The sequence below is a fragment of the Streptomyces sp. YKOK-I1 genome, assembly GCF_054660435.1.
Genome location: NZ_BAAGDR010000001.1, coordinates 3,414,325 through 3,431,364, shown reverse-complemented (window position 1 = coordinate 3,431,364; position 17,040 = coordinate 3,414,325). Strand labels below are relative to the sequence as shown.

Annotated in this window: 16 protein-coding genes and 2 pseudogenes; 4 read left to right on the top strand and 14 right to left on the bottom strand. The window is 69.2% G+C overall.

The window, feature by feature from the left end; all coding sequences use genetic code 11:
• Nucleotides 1-138: 138 nt before the first annotated feature.
• The gene (locus ACYQ8Q_RS14890) at nt 139-786 is read left to right on the top strand and encodes a DUF4360 domain-containing protein (protein WP_460065193.1); all 648 of its coding nucleotides are present in this window, start codon (nt 139-141) and stop codon (nt 784-786) included.
• 22 nt (nt 787-808) lie between these two features.
• Here ACYQ8Q_RS14890 and ACYQ8Q_RS14885 read toward each other — a convergent pair whose 3' ends face one another.
• Both ACYQ8Q_RS14885 and ACYQ8Q_RS14880 read right to left on the bottom strand, forming a co-directional pair.
• Nucleotides 809-991, bottom strand: a complete 183-nt coding sequence (locus ACYQ8Q_RS14885) for a DUF397 domain-containing protein (protein ID WP_460065191.1) — start codon at nt 989-991, stop codon at nt 809-811.
• On the bottom strand, nt 988-1,812 hold the full coding sequence (locus ACYQ8Q_RS14880) for a helix-turn-helix domain-containing protein (RefSeq protein ID WP_460073320.1): 825 nt from the start codon (nt 1,810-1,812) through the stop codon (nt 988-990). Before ACYQ8Q_RS14880 ends, ACYQ8Q_RS14885 begins: the two co-directional genes overlap by 4 nt.
• Nucleotides 1,813-1,938: 126 nt before the next feature.
• Between ACYQ8Q_RS14880 and ACYQ8Q_RS14875 the strand changes: the two genes are divergently transcribed.
• The gene (locus ACYQ8Q_RS14875; protein WP_460065190.1) at nt 1,939-2,409 is read left to right on the top strand and encodes an ATP-binding protein; all 471 of its coding nucleotides are present in this window, start codon (nt 1,939-1,941) and stop codon (nt 2,407-2,409) included.
• Nucleotides 2,410-2,468: 59 nt separating this feature from the next.
• On the opposite strand, the gene ACYQ8Q_RS14870 is transcribed toward ACYQ8Q_RS14875, so the two are convergent.
• The 3 genes from ACYQ8Q_RS14870 to ACYQ8Q_RS14860 form a co-directional block, all read right to left on the bottom strand.
• Nucleotides 2,469-3,236 (bottom strand): intradiol ring-cleavage dioxygenase, encoded by a 768-nt coding sequence (locus ACYQ8Q_RS14870; RefSeq protein ID WP_460065188.1) that lies wholly within the window; start codon nt 3,234-3,236, stop codon nt 2,469-2,471.
• 116 nt (nt 3,237-3,352) lie between these two features.
• On the bottom strand, nt 3,353-3,640 hold the full coding sequence (locus ACYQ8Q_RS14865) for an antibiotic biosynthesis monooxygenase (RefSeq protein ID WP_460065186.1): 288 nt from the start codon (nt 3,638-3,640) through the stop codon (nt 3,353-3,355).
• Nucleotides 3,637-4,461 (bottom strand): dienelactone hydrolase family protein, encoded by an 825-nt coding sequence (locus tag ACYQ8Q_RS14860; protein WP_460065184.1) that lies wholly within the window; start codon nt 4,459-4,461, stop codon nt 3,637-3,639. Before ACYQ8Q_RS14860 ends, ACYQ8Q_RS14865 begins: the two co-directional genes overlap by 4 nt.
• Before the next feature lie 122 nt (nt 4,462-4,583).
• Here ACYQ8Q_RS14860 and ACYQ8Q_RS14855 point away from each other — a divergent pair, with 122 nt between their 5' ends.
• On the top strand, nt 4,584-5,579 hold the full coding sequence (locus ACYQ8Q_RS14855) for a GlxA family transcriptional regulator (RefSeq protein ID WP_460065183.1): 996 nt from the start codon (nt 4,584-4,586) through the stop codon (nt 5,577-5,579).
• Nucleotides 5,580-5,667: 88 nt separating this feature from the next.
• Here ACYQ8Q_RS14855 and ACYQ8Q_RS14850 read toward each other — a convergent pair whose 3' ends face one another.
• The 8 genes and pseudogenes from ACYQ8Q_RS14850 to ACYQ8Q_RS14815 form a co-directional block, all read right to left on the bottom strand.
• A complete protein-coding gene (locus tag ACYQ8Q_RS14850; protein WP_460065182.1) occupies nt 5,668-7,311 on the bottom strand; it encodes a pyridoxal phosphate-dependent aminotransferase in 1,644 nt (547 codons plus the stop codon).
• Nucleotides 7,312-7,490: 179 nt separating this feature from the next.
• Nucleotides 7,491-8,552 (bottom strand): annotated as a pseudogene (locus tag ACYQ8Q_RS14845) (aldose epimerase family protein); the annotation flags it as partial.
• A gap of 89 nt (nt 8,553-8,641) precedes the next feature.
• On the bottom strand, nt 8,642-9,886 hold the full coding sequence (gene mmsB / locus ACYQ8Q_RS14840) for a multiple monosaccharide ABC transporter permease (RefSeq protein ID WP_460065181.1): 1,245 nt from the start codon (nt 9,884-9,886) through the stop codon (nt 8,642-8,644).
• Nucleotides 9,883-11,433 carry a multiple monosaccharide ABC transporter ATP-binding protein gene (mmsA, locus tag ACYQ8Q_RS14835; RefSeq protein ID WP_460065179.1) on the bottom strand — a complete coding sequence of 517 codons (1,551 nt, stop codon included), beginning with the start codon at nt 11,431-11,433 and terminating at the stop codon, nt 9,883-9,885. The genes mmsB and mmsA overlap by 4 nt, the downstream gene beginning before the upstream one ends.
• 32 nt (nt 11,434-11,465) lie before the next feature.
• Nucleotides 11,466-12,572, bottom strand: coding sequence for a multiple monosaccharide ABC transporter substrate-binding protein (gene chvE, locus ACYQ8Q_RS14830; RefSeq protein WP_460065178.1), 1,107 nt, complete (start codon nt 12,570-12,572; stop codon nt 11,466-11,468).
• Nucleotides 12,573-12,714: 142 nt separating this feature from the next.
• Nucleotides 12,715-13,683, bottom strand: coding sequence for a hypothetical protein (locus ACYQ8Q_RS14825; RefSeq protein WP_460065176.1), 969 nt, complete (start codon nt 13,681-13,683; stop codon nt 12,715-12,717).
• Between the two features lie 128 nt (nt 13,684-13,811).
• On the bottom strand, nt 13,812-14,816 hold the full coding sequence (locus ACYQ8Q_RS14820; protein ID WP_460065175.1) for a zinc-dependent alcohol dehydrogenase: 1,005 nt from the start codon (nt 14,814-14,816) through the stop codon (nt 13,812-13,814).
• Nucleotides 14,813-15,970, bottom strand: coding sequence for a mandelate racemase/muconate lactonizing enzyme family protein (locus tag ACYQ8Q_RS14815; protein ID WP_460065174.1), 1,158 nt, complete (start codon nt 15,968-15,970; stop codon nt 14,813-14,815). The genes ACYQ8Q_RS14820 and ACYQ8Q_RS14815 overlap by 4 nt, the downstream gene beginning before the upstream one ends.
• Nucleotides 15,971-16,227: 257 nt before the next feature.
• Here ACYQ8Q_RS14815 and ACYQ8Q_RS14810 point away from each other — a divergent pair.
• A pseudogene (locus tag ACYQ8Q_RS14810) lies at nt 16,228-16,299 on the top strand (SCO2400 family protein); the annotation flags it as partial.
• A gap of 6 nt (nt 16,300-16,305) precedes the next feature.
• Here ACYQ8Q_RS14810 and ACYQ8Q_RS14805 read toward each other — a convergent pair.
• Nucleotides 16,306-17,028 carry a hypothetical protein gene (locus tag ACYQ8Q_RS14805; RefSeq protein WP_460073769.1) on the bottom strand — a complete coding sequence of 241 codons (723 nt, stop codon included), beginning with the start codon at nt 17,026-17,028 and terminating at the stop codon, nt 16,306-16,308.
• Between the last annotated feature and the right edge of the window lie 12 nt (nt 17,029-17,040).

Below are 17,040 nucleotides of genomic sequence, written 5' to 3'. Positions count from 1 at the left end.
GCCGGGGTGAATGGCCGGAGTTCACCCTGGCCGCTCCCCAGGCGTCTCCCTACGATTCGATCGCCGCGGTGCTCCACAGAAACCTCACAGGTTCTCCACACTTCAACGAAGTGCTTCCTCGAAGAGGAGAGACCCCCCATGGCAAGTGGACTGCTCCTGGGTGGCGCCGTCGCCGCCCTCGTCACCGCGGCGATGCCCGCGCACCAGCCGGGCGGGATCGCCGACCCGCCCCCGGACAAGATCGTCATCGATGTCGCCACGGTCAACGGCTCCGGCTGCCGTCCCGGTTCGGCGGCGGTCGCGGTCTCCGAGGACAACACCGCCTTCACCGTGACCTACAGCGAGTACCTCGCCCAGGTCGGCGGCAACTCCGACCCGACCGCGTTCCGCAAGAACTGCCAGCTCAGCCTGATCGTCCATGTCCCGCAGGGCTTCACGTACGCCATCGCCCAGGCGGACTACCGTGGCTTCGCCTCGCTCCAGTCCGGGGCGAACGCCGTGCAGCGGTCGTCGTACTACTTCCAGGGCTCGTCGCAGACGGTGTTCAAGAACCACACCTTCAACGGCGCGCTCAACGACAACTGGCAGGCGACCGACACCACGGACTGGGCGAACCTCGTGTACGCCCCGTGCGGCGTCCAGCGCAACTTCAACATCAACACCGAGCTGCGCGTGAACGCGGGCAGTTCCTCGCCGTCCAAGGTCAGCTTCATGACGATGGACTCGACCGACGGTGACATCAACACCATCTACCACATGGCGTGGAAGGAGTGCCCCGCCAAGTAGACCGGCTCTCTTGACCCTCGGGTCACCTCCCCGCGTGGGCCACGAACTCGGCCCACGCGGTGGGGGAGAGGGTGAGGCGGGGGCCGGACTTGTCCTTGGAGTCGCGGACGTGGATCTGGTGGGGGCGGGTGGCGACCTCTACACAGTCGCCGTCGCCGCCGCTGCTGTAGCTGCTCTTGAACCAGGCCGGTTCAGACGTGTTCATAGGTCTCCTCGGATCTGCCGCAACAGGCTCGTGGAGTCCTCCGGTCCCTGAGCCTGTGAAAGCATCCTGGCATAGCGCATGTGCAGGATGCTGATCTCTTTCGCGTCGGAGGTCAGCAGGCCACCCCGCTGCCCTTCGCAGTAGGCGAACCACTTGTTCTGCGGAGTTTCGAGCAGCTGGATGGGGCCGTCCAGTCCGGCGTGCGACAAACGGACCGTCGGCATGACCTGAATCTCGACGTTCCGCAACTCGCCGATCTCCAGAAGATGATCGATGGCATCGCGGGTGATCCCCCCGCCCCCGGTCTGCCTCCGCAGGGCGTGCTCCTCGATGATGAAGCTGAAGTTGGTGTTCGGCCGTTCGCGGAGCAACCGCTGCCGCTTCGCCCGCGCCGCCCAGTTGACCTCGATCTGCTCATCGTCCATGGGTGGCAGTTGCTGGGTGAACAGATGTCGCGCATACGCCTCCGTCTGCAACAACCCAGGAATCATCCGCGACTCGTACACGTACAGCGTGATCGCCGTCGCCTCCAGCCGGGCCCACCGCTGGAACCAGGTCGCCAATCCGGCCTGCCGTTCGACGAACCCCGCCGCCCGCCTCAACGCCCCCGTGTTCCCCAGGGCCGTCTCTGCCGCCTCCACGAACTCCTCGTCCGGCATCCGCCTCCCCAGCTCCACGGAGGCCACCGTGTGTTTGGAGAAGCCCACGACGTCGCCGAGTTCCTCCCTGCTCAGCCCGTGGTGCTCCCGCAGGCCCTGGACGACCGCCCCGAACGTCCGCAGACTGTCCGAGGACTCCGGCTCACCGCTTTCGACCGCCATGGTCACCTCCCGCGCCCATGGTCACGGCGAGTCACCGGTACTGTCCACCGCGTCACCGCGTACGCTCGCGCAGCGTACGCGCCCCTCACCTGGCGTGCCGGGGTCCGGGCCGGACACATTGGCCCCATGACAGTCCGCCCCACCCCCCAACCCCCGGTCACCGTACGTGTGTTCACCCAGCGCTTCAGTGCGACGCCCCGGGGTGCCCGCCTGGCGAGACGCCTCGCGCTGCACCAGCTCGACACCTGGGGGATCCCGCACGGAACCGAGGCTTCCGACACGGTTGCGCTGATCGTCGCCGAGCTGGCCGCGAACGCCGTGACCCATGGCCGGGTGCCCGGCCGGGACTTCGAGCTGTGCCTGTCCCTGGTGACCGGAAGCGTCCGCGTGGAGGTGAGCGACACGTGTGCCGGGGTCCGTCCGCCCGGCCCCCGGGCCGTGCGCGCCCCGGGGCCGCTCGACGACGCCGGGCGCGGGCTTTACCTCGTGGACGCGCTCGCCGCCCGGTGGGAGGTGGTCGACCGGGAGCCACCGCCGGGGAAGACCGTGCGCGCCGAGGTGGACGTCCCCAACTGGCTCTCCCTCGGCAGGCGCTGACCGCACGCCGACAGGGCGTCACCGGGGCCGCGGTGACGCCCTGTCGGGTCGGGCATGGTTCAGCTGTCGACACCCAGGGTCAGCGTCGCCGAGTACCCGGAGGAGGTCGAGCTCCCCAGGGCGGTCAGGGTCATCAGACCGGAGGAGGCGCCTGCGTCGTCGTAGATGGAGTCCTGCGCGAGGGTCGTGCGGGTGACCGTGTTGGTCGAGTACGGCGAGATCCTGGCGACGGCGGTCGTGATGGTCTCGTCGATGAAGAGCTGGCCGGTGTGCAGCTCGTTGCCGCCGCTGAAGTGCCCGTCGGAGGAGACCGTGACACCGGTGGCGACCTTGACGTGGATGTGGATGCAGCGGCCGCGGTACCAGCCGGGGTAGATCGTGGTGATCGAGGCGAGGCCGCTGGAGTTGGTGAGCACACCGCCGCGCAGGAAGGTGCCGTCGTCCGGCTCGCTGTGGCCGTTGTTGCCGACGTAACCCGAGTACTCGCCGAGGGCGTCGGCGTGCCAGATCTCCACCAGGGCGTTGCTGAGGGGGGCGCAGCTGCTGGAGTCGACCACGGTCAGGGCCAGCTTCAGCGGGATGCCGGCCTTGCCCTCGGTGACGTCGGAACGGACGTACTGTCCGTCGAGGTAGTAGGGGCCTTCGGTCATCTCCTTGGTGAGGGTGCAGACGGCCGCGGCGGCGACGGGAGCGGTGTCGTCCGCCGTGACGGTGGGGGCTTCGGTCGACGCGGCGGCGCCCACGGCGAGGGTGGCGGCGGTGGCGCCCGTCGCCACGAGCACCGTACGGCGTCCGATGGGGCTGCGAGTTTCCGAGGTGTCTGTCATGAACACGGCACCGTAAGGACGGTTTCTGTCGGGATGCTGTCAGAACAGTAAAGTGAACATCCGTCAAGTTACTTGCAAGGCAAAGTGTCGACAGTAGTTGCCTGGTGCACGTGTCCCTACAACAGCCGGGCCTCGACCTCTTCCAGGTACCGGAACTCCGGCGCGATGACGCCGGCGCGGCGGCGCAGTTCGACCAGTTCGCCGGACTCGAAGAACGCGCGGGCCGCGTCGAGCGAGGTCCAGCGCGACAGGTGCACGATCACCTTCTCCGCGGAGTCGCGACGCAGGAGCTGGTAACTGATCTCGCCGGCCGCCTTCCTCGCCGGGGCGGCGTCGTCGAAGACGCGTTTCCAGTCGGCATAGGAGGCCACCTCGTGGATGATCAGCACGTACTCGGCGTTCATCGCTCGACCGCCAGGCGGGACAGGAGGAACGTGATGATCTCATCGCGAGCGCGGAGGGTGGGGTGTCCCTCCTCGTCGACCAGGTGGGCGGTCACCACGCTGTGCGGTGTACCGACGACGTCCCTGAAGAAGGGTGGCGGCGCGGTGTTCGCGGCGGTGCCCCTCACGACCCTGCCGTCGAAGCGCTCGCCCAGCAAGGCGGCATAGGCGGCGAAGCGCTGACCGGTGCACCAGCGGTCGTTGTCGAACCGATAGCCCAGGGCCCTGAGGTCATCACGCTCGAAACGCTCCCTGATCGCCACCGCGTCCGCCGGCGAGAGTTCCAGCCCGGCCGGGTCGTCCAGGGGGAGCGACGGATGGTTGAGGACCGGAGCGATCACGGAGGGCTCGAGTGTCATCGTGAGGGCGAAGTTTCCGGTGAAGCACATCCCGACCACGCCGGCACCCGGGCCGCCGCACTCGTCGTGCGCCTGTCGCGCCAGGGCGCGGAGCCAGTCCACGACAGGGCTGGTGCCGCCGCCCGCGAAGACGCGGAACTCCTGGCTCACACAGGCCCGCTTCATCACCGACGTGCCGTGACCCGTCGTCGGACAGGTGCCGTCGGTGCCGAACAGCGACGGCATGTAGACCGTGAAACCGGCCTCGCGCACCCAACGGGCGAACCGGGCCAGGTCGGGACTGATGCCCGGCATCTCCGGCAGCACGATCACCGCGGGACCGGCCCCGGCGACGTGGACGGCCTTGCTCACGCCGCCGAACGCCGTCTCGCGGCAGTGGAAGTCGGTCAGCGGGTCATCGTGATCCGCCTCGTGTCTGGTCATGGCCGGCTCCTCCCGACGGGGTGTCGGAGCCATGCTGACCGGCCGGGCTCTTCCGGACCGAGGGGCGGGATCGCCATACTCCAGGGTGATCCCGCCACACGGGTGCCGAGAGGAGATGCCTCATGGGGTCGTCCGGTCCACTGCGCGTGGGTGTGCTCGCCTACCCGGGCTGCTTCGCGTCGGAGGTGTTCGGGGTCGTCGATCTGCTGACGATGGGCAGCCACGTCACCCGGGCGGGCGGGGGCCCGTCCACGCCGTTCGAGGTCTTCGTGGTCTCGCCCAGAGGGCGCGTCGTCGCCTCGGGCGGTGTCACGCTCGGGGTGGCCCCGTTGCGCGACGTCGACGTCCTCGTGGTGCCGGGTTTCGAACCGGCCCCGGAGAAGGACCCGGCTTTCGGGCTGGACGCGCTGGGGCCGGAGATCGAAGCGATCCGTGCGCATGCCGACCGCGGAGTCGCCGTGGTGTCGATCTGCGTCGGTGCGTTCCTGCTCGGTGAGGCCGGTCTCCTCGCGGGGCGACGGGCCACGACCGCCTGGTTGTTCGCGGGCCGACTCGCCCGGAGGTATCCCGGTGCCGACATCGCGCCCAGGGAGTTGGTCGTCAGCGACGGCGGCGTCACCACGACGGCGGCCTTCAGCGCGATGTACGACTTCGTACTGAACCTCATCCAGCGTCAGTGCGGGCGTACCGCGGCACGCCGTACGGCTCGGATCGCACTGATCGACGACGCGCGCGTGTCACAGGCCCCCTATGTCGACGACGAGCTGCTGCCCACCCCGGGTGACGGCTTCGCCGCCCAGGTGCAACGCTTCCTCGACCAGCACCTGCGGGATCGATACCACCTGCCCACGCTTGCCGAGCACTTCCACGTCAGTACGCGGACCCTGCTGCGGCGCTATCGACAGGAGACGGGCGAGTCGCCACTCGTCCACCTGCAGCGGGCCCGGATGCGCAGAGCCCGGCACCTGCTGGAGAGCACGGACCGCACCAGTCGTCAGATCCATCTCGAAGTCGGTTACCGCGACCACGGCACCTTCGCCGCGCTCTTCACCCGGCACTTCGGAGTCCGCCCCACCGACTACCGGGCCGCCTTCCGCCGTGAACGAGCCGCTCCGTGATCCGCGGGAGGCGTTTCAGGGGCGCGGGGAACTGCGCGACCGGCCACGACGAAGCCGCACCCGGTCACACTCCCGCACCCCCGTGGCGCTAACCGACCTGCCCCATCCCCGCCGCATTCGGCCACGACTGCGCGGGCTGGGCGTTCGGCCACCCCGTGGCGGCCGCGGGCGCCAGCCCGTTCGTGCCACGGACCTGCGCCGCGGTGAGCCCGCCACGAGCGGGCACACCGGGCGGCGTCTGGGCCTGGGGCGCGGCCGGAGCCATCGGTGCCTGCATGGCGGCCGGAGCCATCATCGGCGCGGGCGCCTGCATGGCCACGGGAACCGGCGCCGGGGCCGGAGCGGCCGCGGGCACAGGCTGGGGGAAGACCTGTGCGGCGGCCGGCAACGGCATCCCGGCGCCGTTGGACGGGGCGGCCGGCGCCATCATGGCGGGCGCCTGCATGGGCATACCGGCGGCGGCCGGGGCCGCGACCAGCCCCGGCATGCCCATGGCCTGAGCGGCGAGGCCCTGCATGCCCGCCCCGTTGGTCGCCTCGACCAGCAGCCGGTCCACGGCGGCCGTGCCCGAGCTGTAGCTGATTCCAGGGCTCAGCTCGGGCACGGGGGCTCCCCTCCGAGTCCCGTAGAGCACCTGTTCCAGGCCGGTCACCAGGCGACGCACGTCCACCTGGGGGCGCACCACGAGCCGCGCGAAGCGGCTGGAGGAGCCGATCTTGTTGCCGCACTCACGGATCAGGATGCGGTGCTCGGTGAGCAGCCGGTCCCGCACGACCGTGCCCTCGGCGCCGACGGGAAGGCGCACGAAGAGGAAGTTGCCCTGGGAGGGATAGACCGTCAGACCGGGGAGCGCCGAGAGCTGGCTGGCCATGTCGAGGCGGTCCCGGCGCACCTGCATCAGGCTCTGCATGTACTCGGGGCCGTGCTCCTTGAGCATGAAGACCACGTACTCGGCGAAGGCGTTGAGGTTCCACTTCGGCAGCATCGAGCGGACCTTGCCGGCCAGGGAGGGGTTGGCGACCATGTAGCCGAACCGGATGCCGTGCAGACCGAAGTTCTTGCCGAGGCTGCGCAGGACGATGACGTTCGGGCGGATCATCGCCTCCTGCACGACGCTGGGTTCCTGCTCCGCGTCGGCGAACTCCAGGAACGACTCGTCGATGATGATCAGATCGAGGTCGGCCATCGCGTCCATGAACTGCACGAGGGCGTGCTTGTGCAGGAAGCCGCCGTCGGGGTTGTTCGGGTTGCAGATGACCGCGGCCCGGGTCCCGCGGGTGCGGATGAAGTCGGCGTACTGCGCGAGGTCGAGGGCGAAGCCGCTGGACTCCTGCAGGGGGAACATGTCGACCCGCTTGCCGGTCTCCATCGGCTGGTCGGTCCAGCGGCCGAAGGTGGGCACGGGGACGGCGACGGACTCACGGATCAGCAGATGGTCGATCCAGGTGATCAGTTCGGTCGAGCCGTTGCCCATCGCGACGGCGGACGGCGGCAGTTGGAGCAGGTTGCACAGCTCGGCGGTGATCGTGTCGGCGCTGCTGGGGTAGTAGGTGACGATGTCCCGCAGTCTGGCGGACATGGTGTCCATCATGGCCGGGGTGGGGAAGTAGGGGTTGCAGGGGATACAGAAGTCGACCGGGCCCGTCCCGTCGCCGCCTTCTCGTGTCAGCGCCGCCATCGACGGGCTGTGAGCCGCCGTACTGCGGAACAACGAGGTGACGTTGTCGGCCATGGAACCTCCGTAGGGGGCGGGCCCGCTGGGGACGACCGGGCCCGTCGTCTGGGTGGCCCGCGCGGGGGAGCACGGGCCACTGGTACATACGGGGTTGTGAGTCACCCCGTTCAACCGATGTGAAAAAAATGTGAGTTGCGGAACCGGGAACCCGGGTTTCGCATCCGCCCTCTCGGGTTCTACACGCCGAAGCTGTGCACCGTCGTCGAGCGGTACGTCTCCCCGGGCCGCAGGGTCGTCGACGGGAACGACGGCCGGTTCGGGGAGTCCGGGAAGTGCTGGGTCTCCAGGCAGAGCGCGTCGCCCTGCCGGTAGACCCGGCCGCCCGGCCCGGTCAGGGTGCCGTCGAGGAAGTTGCCGGAGTAGAACTGCAGCCCCGGCTCGGTCGTGGCGACGGTCAGGGTGCGGCCCGAGGCCGGGTCGCGCAGGAACGCCACCGGGACGGGCTCCTCGGTGACGCCCTTGTCGAGGACCCAGTTGTGGTCGTAGCCCTGGCCGTGCAGCAGCTGCGGGTCGGCGACCCGCAGGTCCCGGCCGATCTCCTTGGCCGTGCGGAAGTCGAAGGGGGTGCCCGCGACCTCGGCCTGCTCGCCCGTGGGGATCAGTCCCGGACCGACCGGGGTGTAGCGGGCGGCGGCGATCGCCAGCTCATGGCCCGCGACGGAGCCGCTGCCCTCGCCGGCCAGGTTCCAGTAGACGTGGTTCGTGAGGTTGACCACCGTCGGGCGGTCGGTGGTGGCCTCGTAGTCGATCCGCCAGCCGCCGTCCGCGGTGAGGGCGTACGTCACCCGGACCGTGAGCGTGCCGGGGTGGCCCATCTCGCCGTCGGGGCTCGTCCGGGACAGCCGCAGGCCGACCTCCGTTCCCTGCGTGAAGGGCTCCACGTCCCAGACCCGGCGGTCGAAGCCCTCCGCCCCGCCGTGCAGGCTGTTCGGCCCGTCGTTGACGTCCACCTGGTGGGTCTCGCCGTCGAGGGTGTAGCGGCCTGCGCCGAGCCGGTTGCCGTAGCGGCCGATCAGCGCGCCGAAGTACGGGGTCCTCTCGACGTACTCCTCGATCGTGGCGAACCCGAGGCTGACGTTCGTGAGGCGGCCCTCGCGGTCGGGGATCTCCAGGGACTGCACGATCCCGCCGTAGGAGAGGACCCGCAGCCGGGTCCCGCCGTTCTCCAGCGCCCAGCTGTGGATCTCCGTACCGTCGGCCAGCTTGCCGAAGAGCGACTGCAACGGCATTTCTCCTCCTTGCTCATGGTCCCTGCTCATGGTCCCTGCTCATGGGAAGGGCCCCGCCGTGCGGCGGGGCCCGATCCGGTCTCCTCGATCGGTCCGGTCTACGAACCGGACTTGCGCTTGTTCCAGACGTCGAAGCCGACCGCGAGCAGCAGGGCGAGGCCCTTGATGACCTGCTGCCAGTCGGTGCCGACGCTCAGGAGGTTCATGCCGTTGTTCAGGACACCGAGGACGAGACCACCGATGATCGCGCCGAGGACGGTGCCGACACCGCCGCTCATCGACGCGCCGCCGATGAACGACGAGGCGATCGCCTCGAGTTCGAAGTTCAGGCCCGCCTTCGGCGAGGCCGCGTTCAGCCGGGCGGCGACCACGAGACCCGCCAGCGCCGCGAGGACGCCCATGTTCAGGAAGACGAGGAAGGTGACCTTCTTGTCCTTGACGCCGGACAGCTTGGCCGCCGGCAGGTTGCCGCCGATCGCGTAGATGTGCCGGCCGAAGACGGCGTTGCGCATGACGTAGCCGTAACCGACCACCAGCAGGCCCAGGATCAGCAGCACGATCGGCGCGCCCTTGTAGCTGGCGAGCAGCATCGTGACGGTGAGGATCGCGGCGACGATCGCGACGAGCTTGAGCAGGAAGAGGTTGCGGGGCGCCACGTCGAGCGAGAACTCCTGCTGGCGCTTGCGGTCACGGACCTCCTGGAGGACCACGAAGACCAGCAGGACGATGCCGAGGAGCAGCGTGAGGTTGTGGTAGTTCGTCTTCGGACCGACCTCCGGGAGGAAGCCGTTGCCCATCTTCTGCAGGCCGTCCGGGAACGGGCCGAGGGTCTGGCCCTTCAGCAGGATCTCCGTCAGACCGCGGAAGAGCAGCATGCCCGCGAGGGTGACGATGAAGGACGGTATGCCGAGATAGGCGATCAGGAAGCCCTGCACCGATCCGGCCACCGCGCCCACGATCAGGCACAGCAGCAGGGCGAGCGGCCACGCCATGTCGTGCTGCACCATCAGGACGGCGGCGAAGGCGCCCACGAACGCGGTCAGTGAACCGACCGACAGGTCGATGTGGCCCGCGATGATCACCAGCATCATGCCGATCGCGAGGATCAGGATGTAGCTGTTCTGGAGCACCAGGTTGGAGACGTTGCGCGGCAGCAGCAGGTCGCCGCCGGTCCAGATCTGGAACAGGACGACGATCAGACCGAGGGCGATCAGCATGCCGTACTGGCGCATGTTGCGGCGCAGACCGCCCAGTACCAGCTGGAGCAGGTTGCCGTCGGACGATCCGCCGCTCTTGCCGGGCGGCGCGGCGGCCGGGACCTTGTCCGTGACTTCGGTGCTCATCGCGTTACCTCTTTGTCCTTCGTCATCTGACGCATCAGCACTTCCTGCGTGGCCTCGGCCCGCGGGACCTCGCCCGTGAGCCGCCCGGCGGCCATGGTGTAGATGCGGTCGCACATGCCGAGCAGTTCGGGCAGCTCGGAGGAGATGAAGACGACCGCCTTGCCCTCGGCGGCCAGCTGGTCGATGACCGTGTAGATCTCGTACTTGGCGCCGACGTCGATACCGCGCGTGGGCTCGTCCAGGATCAGCACGTCCGGACCCGCGAAGATCCACTTGCTGAGGACGACCTTCTGCTGGTTGCCGCCGGACAGCTTGCCCACCGGCTCGAAGACGGTCGGCGCCTTGATGTTCATCGTCTTGCGGTAGCCCTCGGCGACCTGCCGCTCCTCGTGCTCGTCGACGATGCCCCGCTTGGCCACCTTGTTCAGGGCGGTCAGCGAGATGTTGCGGTTGATGGTGTCGATGAGGTTGAGGCCGTAGTGCTTGCGGTCCTCGGTGACGTACGCGATGCCGTGGTCGACCGCCTCCGCCACGGTCTTCGTGCGGATCTCCTTGCCGTCCTTGAGGACCGTGCCGCCCGCGTACCGGCCGTAGGATCGCCCGAAGACGCTCATCGCCAGTTCGGTGCGGCCGGCGCCCATCAGGCCCGCGATGCCGACGATCTCCCCGCGCCGCACCTGGATCGACACGTCGTCGACGACCTTGCGCTCCTGGTCGATCGGGTGGCGCACGGTCCAGTTGCGGATCTCCAGCGCCGGGGCCGCGTCCACCTCCGCCTCGTGCGGGGTGCGCTCGGGGAAGCGGTGGTCCAGGTCGCGGCCGACCATGCCGCTGATGATCCGGTCCTCGGTCGTCTCCGCCGACTTCACGTCCAGCGTCTCGATGGAGTGGCCGTCACGGATGATCGTCACCGAGTCGGCGACCTTGCGGATCTCGTTGAGCTTGTGGGAGATGATGATCGAGGTGATGCCCTGGTTCTTCAGCTCCAGGATGAGGTTGAGGAGCTTGTCGCTGTCCTCGTCGTTGAGCGCCGCCGTCGGCTCGTCGAGGATGAGCAGCTTCACCTTCTTGGAGAGCGCCTTCGCGATCTCCACGAGCTGCTGCTTGCCCACGCCGATGTCGGCGACCCGGGTCTCCGGGTGGTCGTCGAGACCCACCCGGCGCAGCAGTTCGGTGGCGTGCCGCAGGGTCTCCCGCCAGTCGATGAACCCGCCCTTGGCGTGTTCGTTGCCGAGGAAGATGTTCTCCGCGAGGGAGAGGTACGGCGACAGCGCCAGTTCCTGGTGGATGATGACGATGCCGCGCTGCTCGCTGGCCCGGATGTCCTTGAACGAGCAGGTCTCTCCGTCGAAGAGGATCTCGCCCTCGTAGCTGCCGTGCGGATGGACGCCGGAGAGCACCTTCATCAAGGTGGACTTGCCGGCGCCGTTCTCACCGCAGATGGCGTGGACCTCGCCCTGGCGGACGGTCAGTGTGACGTCCGACAGCGCTTTCACACCGGGAAAGGTCTTGACGATCGAGCGCATTTCCAGGACGGGTCCCGCCATGGTCGTGCCTTCCAATCAGTAGGTGCTGGTGGTTACTTGAGCTCGTCGGCGGTGTAGTAGCCGCCGTCCACCAGGACCTTCTCGTAGTTGGTCTTGTCGACGCTCACGGGCTGCAGCAGGTAGGCCGGGATGACCTTCGAGCCGTTGTCGTAGGTCTTGGTGTCGTTGGTCTCCGGCTTCTTGCCGTTGAGGACCGCGTCCACCATGTTCGCGGCGACCTTGGCGAGCTCACGGGTGTCCTTGTAGACGGTCTGCGTCTGCTCGCCCGCGATGATCGACTTCACCGAGGCCAGCTCGGCGTCCTGGCCGGTGAGGACCGGCAGCGGCTTGCTCTTGGTGCCGTAGTCGTCCGACTTCAGCGCCGAGAGGATGCCGATGGAGATGCCGTCGTACGGCGAGAGGACCGCGTCGACCTTCTTGCTGGAGTACGACTTGGTCAGGATGTCGTCCATGCGCTTCTGGGCGGTGGTGCCGTCCCAGCGCAGGGTCGTGACCTGGGTGAGGCCGGTCTGGCCGGACTGGACGACCAGCTTCTTCTTGTCGATGTACGGCTGGAGCACGCTCATCGCGCCGTTGAAGAAGTACTTGGTGTTGTTGTCGTCGTTGGAGCCGGCGAACAGCTCGATGTTGAACGGGCCCTTGCCGCTGGCCAGGCCGAGCTTGTCGACGATGTAGTTGGCCTGGAGCTCGCCGACCTTGGTGTTGTCGAACGACGCGTAGTAGTCGACGTTCGGCGTGCCGAGGATCAGGCGGTCGTACGCGATGACCGGGATGTCCGCGTCCTTGGCCTGCTGCAGGACGTTGTTCAGGGACTTGTTGTCGATCGCGGCGACGATCAGCGCCTTGACGCCCTGGGTGATCAGGTTCTCGATCTGGGAGACCTGCTGGTCCGGGTCGTCCTCGCCGTAGACCAGCTTGGTCTTGTAGCCCGCGGACTCCAGGTTCTTCACGACGTTGTTGCCGTCGGCGATCCAGCGCTCGGAGGACTTGGTCGGCATCGCGATGCCGATCGTGCCGCCCTTGGTGCTGCCCTTCTCCTCCTTGCTGCCACCCTCGCTGTTCTGGCCACAGGCGCTGAGCGTGAGGGCGAGGGAAGCGGCTCCGGCTATGGCGGCGAGTGCGGCTCTGCGGTTACGCATGGTCATCATCCTTGATGTGTGTGCAGGGCTCGGTCCCGCGGTGCGAGGACGCCCTGGAGGGACGCCGTGAAAAGACCGAGAAGGAGGTGTGTGGGATTCTGCGCGCCTGTGTCGGCTTGTGTGAAGCGAGGTTTCCGGAACGTTATGACCGGGCATCAAACCTGTTCAGTTCACCAGGCAGTCGCGAGCCGAGCGGGGCCATGTCGGCGTCCGCTCCGTGGCGTGCGAGCAGGTCGAGCGCGAGCCGGCCGCGCCGCACCCGCTCCCGCGCCGTGGACAGGGTCAGATCCCTCATGTGGTGGCCGTAAGGGTAGATCCCCGGGGCCTTGGACAGACCGAACTTCAGGTACAGCGGTGCGCCGCGCCGGATCAGCTCGGCCACTTCGTACATCCGGATGTACCCGCCGAGGTCGTCCGGTGCCTCGATGTACATGTCCATCGGGGCACCGGAGACCCGGCGGATCTCGGTCAGGTGGTCCAGCGTGAGATCGCTGGGCACATTCACGGAGTCGGCGCCGAGCCGCTCGTACACGGCGTACGCGGCCGGGTTCACGGGACCGATCAGCGCCGACACCTTCAGCGTGGTGTCGGCCGGGATGAGGCCGGCGCCGCGGGCCTGGTGCAGCGTCCACAGCACGCCCTCGTCCGCGACGAGCAGGCACTTCACGCCCAGCTCGGTCGCGCGGACGGCGTCCTCGACACAGCCGGCGACGGCGTCGTGCCCACGGGCGCGCAGGCCCCCACCGCGCGAGTCGGTCCGGGTGGAGCCGCCGATGTCCCAGGTGCCGCGCGGACCGGTGAACAGGCAGAGCTCGATGTCACGCTCGTTCGTCGCGTCGACCATCTCGGTGATCTCGGCGTCGGTCAGCATCCACACACCGCTGCCCTGGCTGATGCGGTGGATCGGCACGTCGAGCCGCGAGGCCTCCTTCAGGATGACGGCCAGCGCCTCGGGACCCTCGCACGAAGGGACCTCGGTGCGCCAGCGGCCGCCGCCCGGGAAGGAGTGGGGCGAGGCGTCGGCGGGGTCGAGGGCGGGTGCGCCCAGGCCGAGTGCGGCGAGCGCCTGCTCACCGGGTCGACGGGCTGCCGGGGCGGAAGCGTCGGTCACAGGGTGTCCTTCGTGTTCGATATTTCGGACGAGGTTCGCGGCTCAGGGTGCGGGTGGGTCTGGGTGTACGCCGGTGCGGGGACCGTCAGGTCGCCCCCGCACCGGCGTACGGCTCGAGGGGCGTGCCGCTACGGCTTGAGCAGCACCTTGCCCACCTTCGGGTCGCCGGATCCCACCAGCTCGATGGCCTCGGGGAACTCGGCCAGCGGCAGTTCGTGCGTGACCAGCGGCAGCGGGTCCAGCAGCCCGGCCCCGAACACCCTCACCGTGTGCGACCAGGCGTCCGGCGGTGCCCCGAAGACGGTGTGCACCTCCAGCTGCCGTACCACGAGATCCGTCGGGTCGAGACCGTCGGCGCCCGCGGCAGGAATGCCCGTGAGGACCAGCCGTCCGCCCCTGCGGAGCAGCGAGGCGGCCGTTCGGGCAGCGCTCGCGGACCCCGCGGTCTCGATCACGACGTCGAAGTCGTCGGGGAGCGCCTGGTCCTTGGTGCGGAAGTCGGTCGCCCCGAACCGCCGTGACAGCGTTTCCCTGTCGTCCCGGGTGCCCACGACCAGCAGCTCCGCCGGCGAGCCCGCCTTCAGGAACTGCACCGCGAACATGCCGAGCGTCCCGGTGCCCACCACGGCCACCTTCTCGCCCGGCAGCGCCCGCGCCTTGATGGCGGCGGCCGCGATGCACGCGGCGGGCTCCAGCAGGGCGGCGGCCGTGAGATCGGCGTCCTCGGGCAGCACGTGCAGCAGCCGCGCCGGGAGGGTGAGGGTGGTGGCCATCGCCCCCGGCTGGGTGAAGCCGGTCTCCTCGTACCCGTCCGTGCACAGCGTCGTCTCGCCCGCGTGGCAGCGGTCGCAGACCTGGCAGTTGCGGAAGCCCTCGCCCACCACCTTCCGGCCGACCAGGCCCGCGGGCACCCCGGCGCCCACGGCCTGCACGGTCCCGGACCACTCATGGCCGGGAGTGAGCGGGTAGCGGACGTACCCCTCGGGCCGGTTGCCCTGGTACACCTCGCGGTCGCTGCCGCAGATGCCCACCGCGTGGACCCGTACCAGCGCCTCGCCCGGGCGGGGCTCGCGCGGGGTGTGCGCGGTCAGCCGGTGCTCGCCGGGCGCCTCGATGACGACCTCGGTGCTCACTTGGTGCCCTTCGGCTTCCGCTGCTCCCAGCCCTCGGCCCACAGGTCGAAGCGGGCCTGCTGCTGCGGGAACTCGGCGGCGGCGTCCACGTCCAGCTCGACGCCGAGGCCGGGCTTGTCGGAGAGGTGGAAGTAGCCGTCGATCACCTCGGGGGCGCCCTTGACGACCTTCTTGATCTCCGCGTCGGCGAAGTCGTTGAAGTGCTCGAGGATCTTGAAGTTGGGGGAGGTGAAGCCGACCTGGAGGGAGGCGGCGGTCAGCACCGGGCCACCGACGTTGTGCGGGGCGACGAGCACGTAGTGCGTCTCGGCGGTCGCGGCCAGCTTGCGGGTCTCCCAGATGCCGCCGATGTGGCCGACGTCCGGCTGGATGATGTCCACGGCCTGGCTCTCGAAGAGCTCGCGGAACTCGATGCGGTCGTGGATGCGCTCACCGGTGGCGACCGGGATGTCGACCTTGGCGGCGACCTTCTCCAGCGCCTTCAGGTTCTCCGGCGGGCAGGGCTCCTCCAGCCACGCGGGCTTGAAGGGGGCCAGCTCCTTGGCGAGGCGCACCGCGGTGGCGGGGGAGAAGCGGCCGTGCATCTCCAGCATCAGCTCGGCGTCCGGCCCGATGGCGTCGCGCACGGCCTCGATGAGGGAGACGGCGTACAGGCTCTGCTCGTGGTCGAGCTCGAAGTGCCCGGTGCCGAAGGGGTCGATCTTGAGCGCCTTGTAGCCGCGCTCCATGACGCCCTGCGCGGCCTTGTGGTACGCCTCCGGGGTGCGCTCGGTGGTGTACCAGCCGTTGGCGTACGCCTTGACCTTGTCGGTGACCTTGCCGCCGAGCAGCTGCCACACCGGGACGCCGAGGGCCTTGCCCTTGATGTCCCAGCAGGCCATCTCGACGACGGCGATGCCGGACATCACGATCTCGCCGGCCCGCCCGTAGTCGCCGTACTTCATCCGGCGGGTGAGGTCCTCGACAGCGAACGGGTCGGAGCCGAGAATGTGGTTCTGCTCGGCTTCTCTCAGGTAGCCGATCAGCGCGTCGGTGTGGCCCAGCATGCGGGTCTCGCCGACACCCGTGATGCCCTCGTCGGTGTGCACCAGGACGTAGGTCAGGTTGCGCCACGGCGTCCCGACCACGTGCGTGCTGATTCCGGTGATGCGCACGGAAGTTACCCTTCGGCTGTTCGAGATTTCGTCACATGTTCGAAATGCTGGGCAGACAGTAAGGACGGCGCCCGGGGAGTGTCAATGGGTCGAACAGGTAACGGTTTGACGGTTTCGATGCCCCTTTCGACATCGGAGCGTGCCGGAGGTGTGTGACAGGTCACCCGGGCCGCCGCACCGGTATGGCCTGTTTCCCACACAACTTTCACAGCCGAACCCGGGAACGCGACCGCCGGGGAACCTAGTCTTCCCGCGTCATGGACTACTGCCACCCGTGCCGACGGCACCTCAACGGCGCCCTCACCTGCCCGGGGTGCGGCGCACCTGCTGCTCCGCTACGCGCGTATCCCGAGGCGGCGTTCCCCCCGGAGCACCGTCCCGCCGGGCCCGGCGATCATGCCACGCCCGTGGGGCCCACGGCCGGTACCGATCACGCCAACCACACATGGGGCGGCGGCCCGGCCGGCCACACCGGCCAGTTGGCGTACGGCGGGGGCGACTACGCCGACGGAGGGCTGCACGGCGGCGATACGGGCCGCGACGCCGATGCCGGTCATGCCGGCCATGCCGGCCATGAGTCCTATGGCGACGGTGGCCGGGACGGCGGTGTCGGGGGTGGGGCCCATGGCGGCGGGGGCCGGGGTGAGCGGGTCGGCCGTGAGGTCCAGGGTGGAGGCGAGGGCTGGGGCGGCCATGTCGGCCATGTCGGCCATGAGGTCTTTGGCGACGGTGGCCGGGACGGCGATGTCAGGGGCGGGGGCCGGGGTGGGTGGGTCGATCGTGAGGTCCATGCCGGCCGTGAGGCCTATGGCGGCGACGGTCGACACGACCGCGCCGATCGTGAAGTCCACGGTGGCGGTGATGCCCGCGCGGCTCACGGCCGGGGCGGGCGGGTCGGGTCCGGGGGGCGGGATGGCCTTGAGGGCGATGACGGCGAGTCGGAGGGGCGGGTCGCGCGTCGGCGTGGGCAGGGGCGAAGCGGTCGCGGGGGTGCCGGGGACGCGGGTCCGGCCGATGTCTCGGATGCGAGCCGACGGGACCGCAAGGCGGCCGTCCACCGCAGACGCCGT

What these genes read in the sequence shown, in the direction of transcription:
- ACYQ8Q_RS14890 (WP_460065193.1), top strand. Translation starts at nt 139, where the DNA reads ATGGCAAGTGGACTGCTCCTGGGTGGCGCCGTCGCCGCCCTCGTCACC.
- ACYQ8Q_RS14885 (WP_460065191.1), bottom strand. Translation starts at nt 991, where the DNA reads ATGAACACGTCTGAACCGGCCTGGTTCAAGAGCAGCTACAGCAGCGGC.
- ACYQ8Q_RS14880 (WP_460073320.1), bottom strand. Translation starts at nt 1,812, where the DNA reads ATGGCGGTCGAAAGCGGTGAGCCGGAGTCCTCGGACAGTCTGCGGACG.
- ACYQ8Q_RS14875 (WP_460065190.1), top strand. Translation starts at nt 1,939, where the DNA reads ATGACAGTCCGCCCCACCCCCCAACCCCCGGTCACCGTACGTGTGTTC.
- ACYQ8Q_RS14870 (WP_460065188.1), bottom strand. Translation starts at nt 3,236, where the DNA reads ATGACAGACACCTCGGAAACTCGCAGCCCCATCGGACGCCGTACGGTG.
- ACYQ8Q_RS14865 (WP_460065186.1), bottom strand. Translation starts at nt 3,640, where the DNA reads ATGAACGCCGAGTACGTGCTGATCATCCACGAGGTGGCCTCCTATGCC.
- ACYQ8Q_RS14860 (WP_460065184.1), bottom strand. Translation starts at nt 4,461, where the DNA reads ATGACCAGACACGAGGCGGATCACGATGACCCGCTGACCGACTTCCAC.
- ACYQ8Q_RS14855 (WP_460065183.1), top strand. Translation starts at nt 4,584, where the DNA reads ATGGGGTCGTCCGGTCCACTGCGCGTGGGTGTGCTCGCCTACCCGGGC.
- ACYQ8Q_RS14850 (WP_460065182.1), bottom strand. Translation starts at nt 7,311, where the DNA reads ATGGCCGACAACGTCACCTCGTTGTTCCGCAGTACGGCGGCTCACAGC.
- mmsB (WP_460065181.1), bottom strand. Translation starts at nt 9,886, where the DNA reads ATGAGCACCGAAGTCACGGACAAGGTCCCGGCCGCCGCGCCGCCCGGC.
- mmsA (WP_460065179.1), bottom strand. Translation starts at nt 11,433, where the DNA reads ATGGCGGGACCCGTCCTGGAAATGCGCTCGATCGTCAAGACCTTTCCC.
- chvE (WP_460065178.1), bottom strand. Translation starts at nt 12,572, where the DNA reads ATGCGTAACCGCAGAGCCGCACTCGCCGCCATAGCCGGAGCCGCTTCC.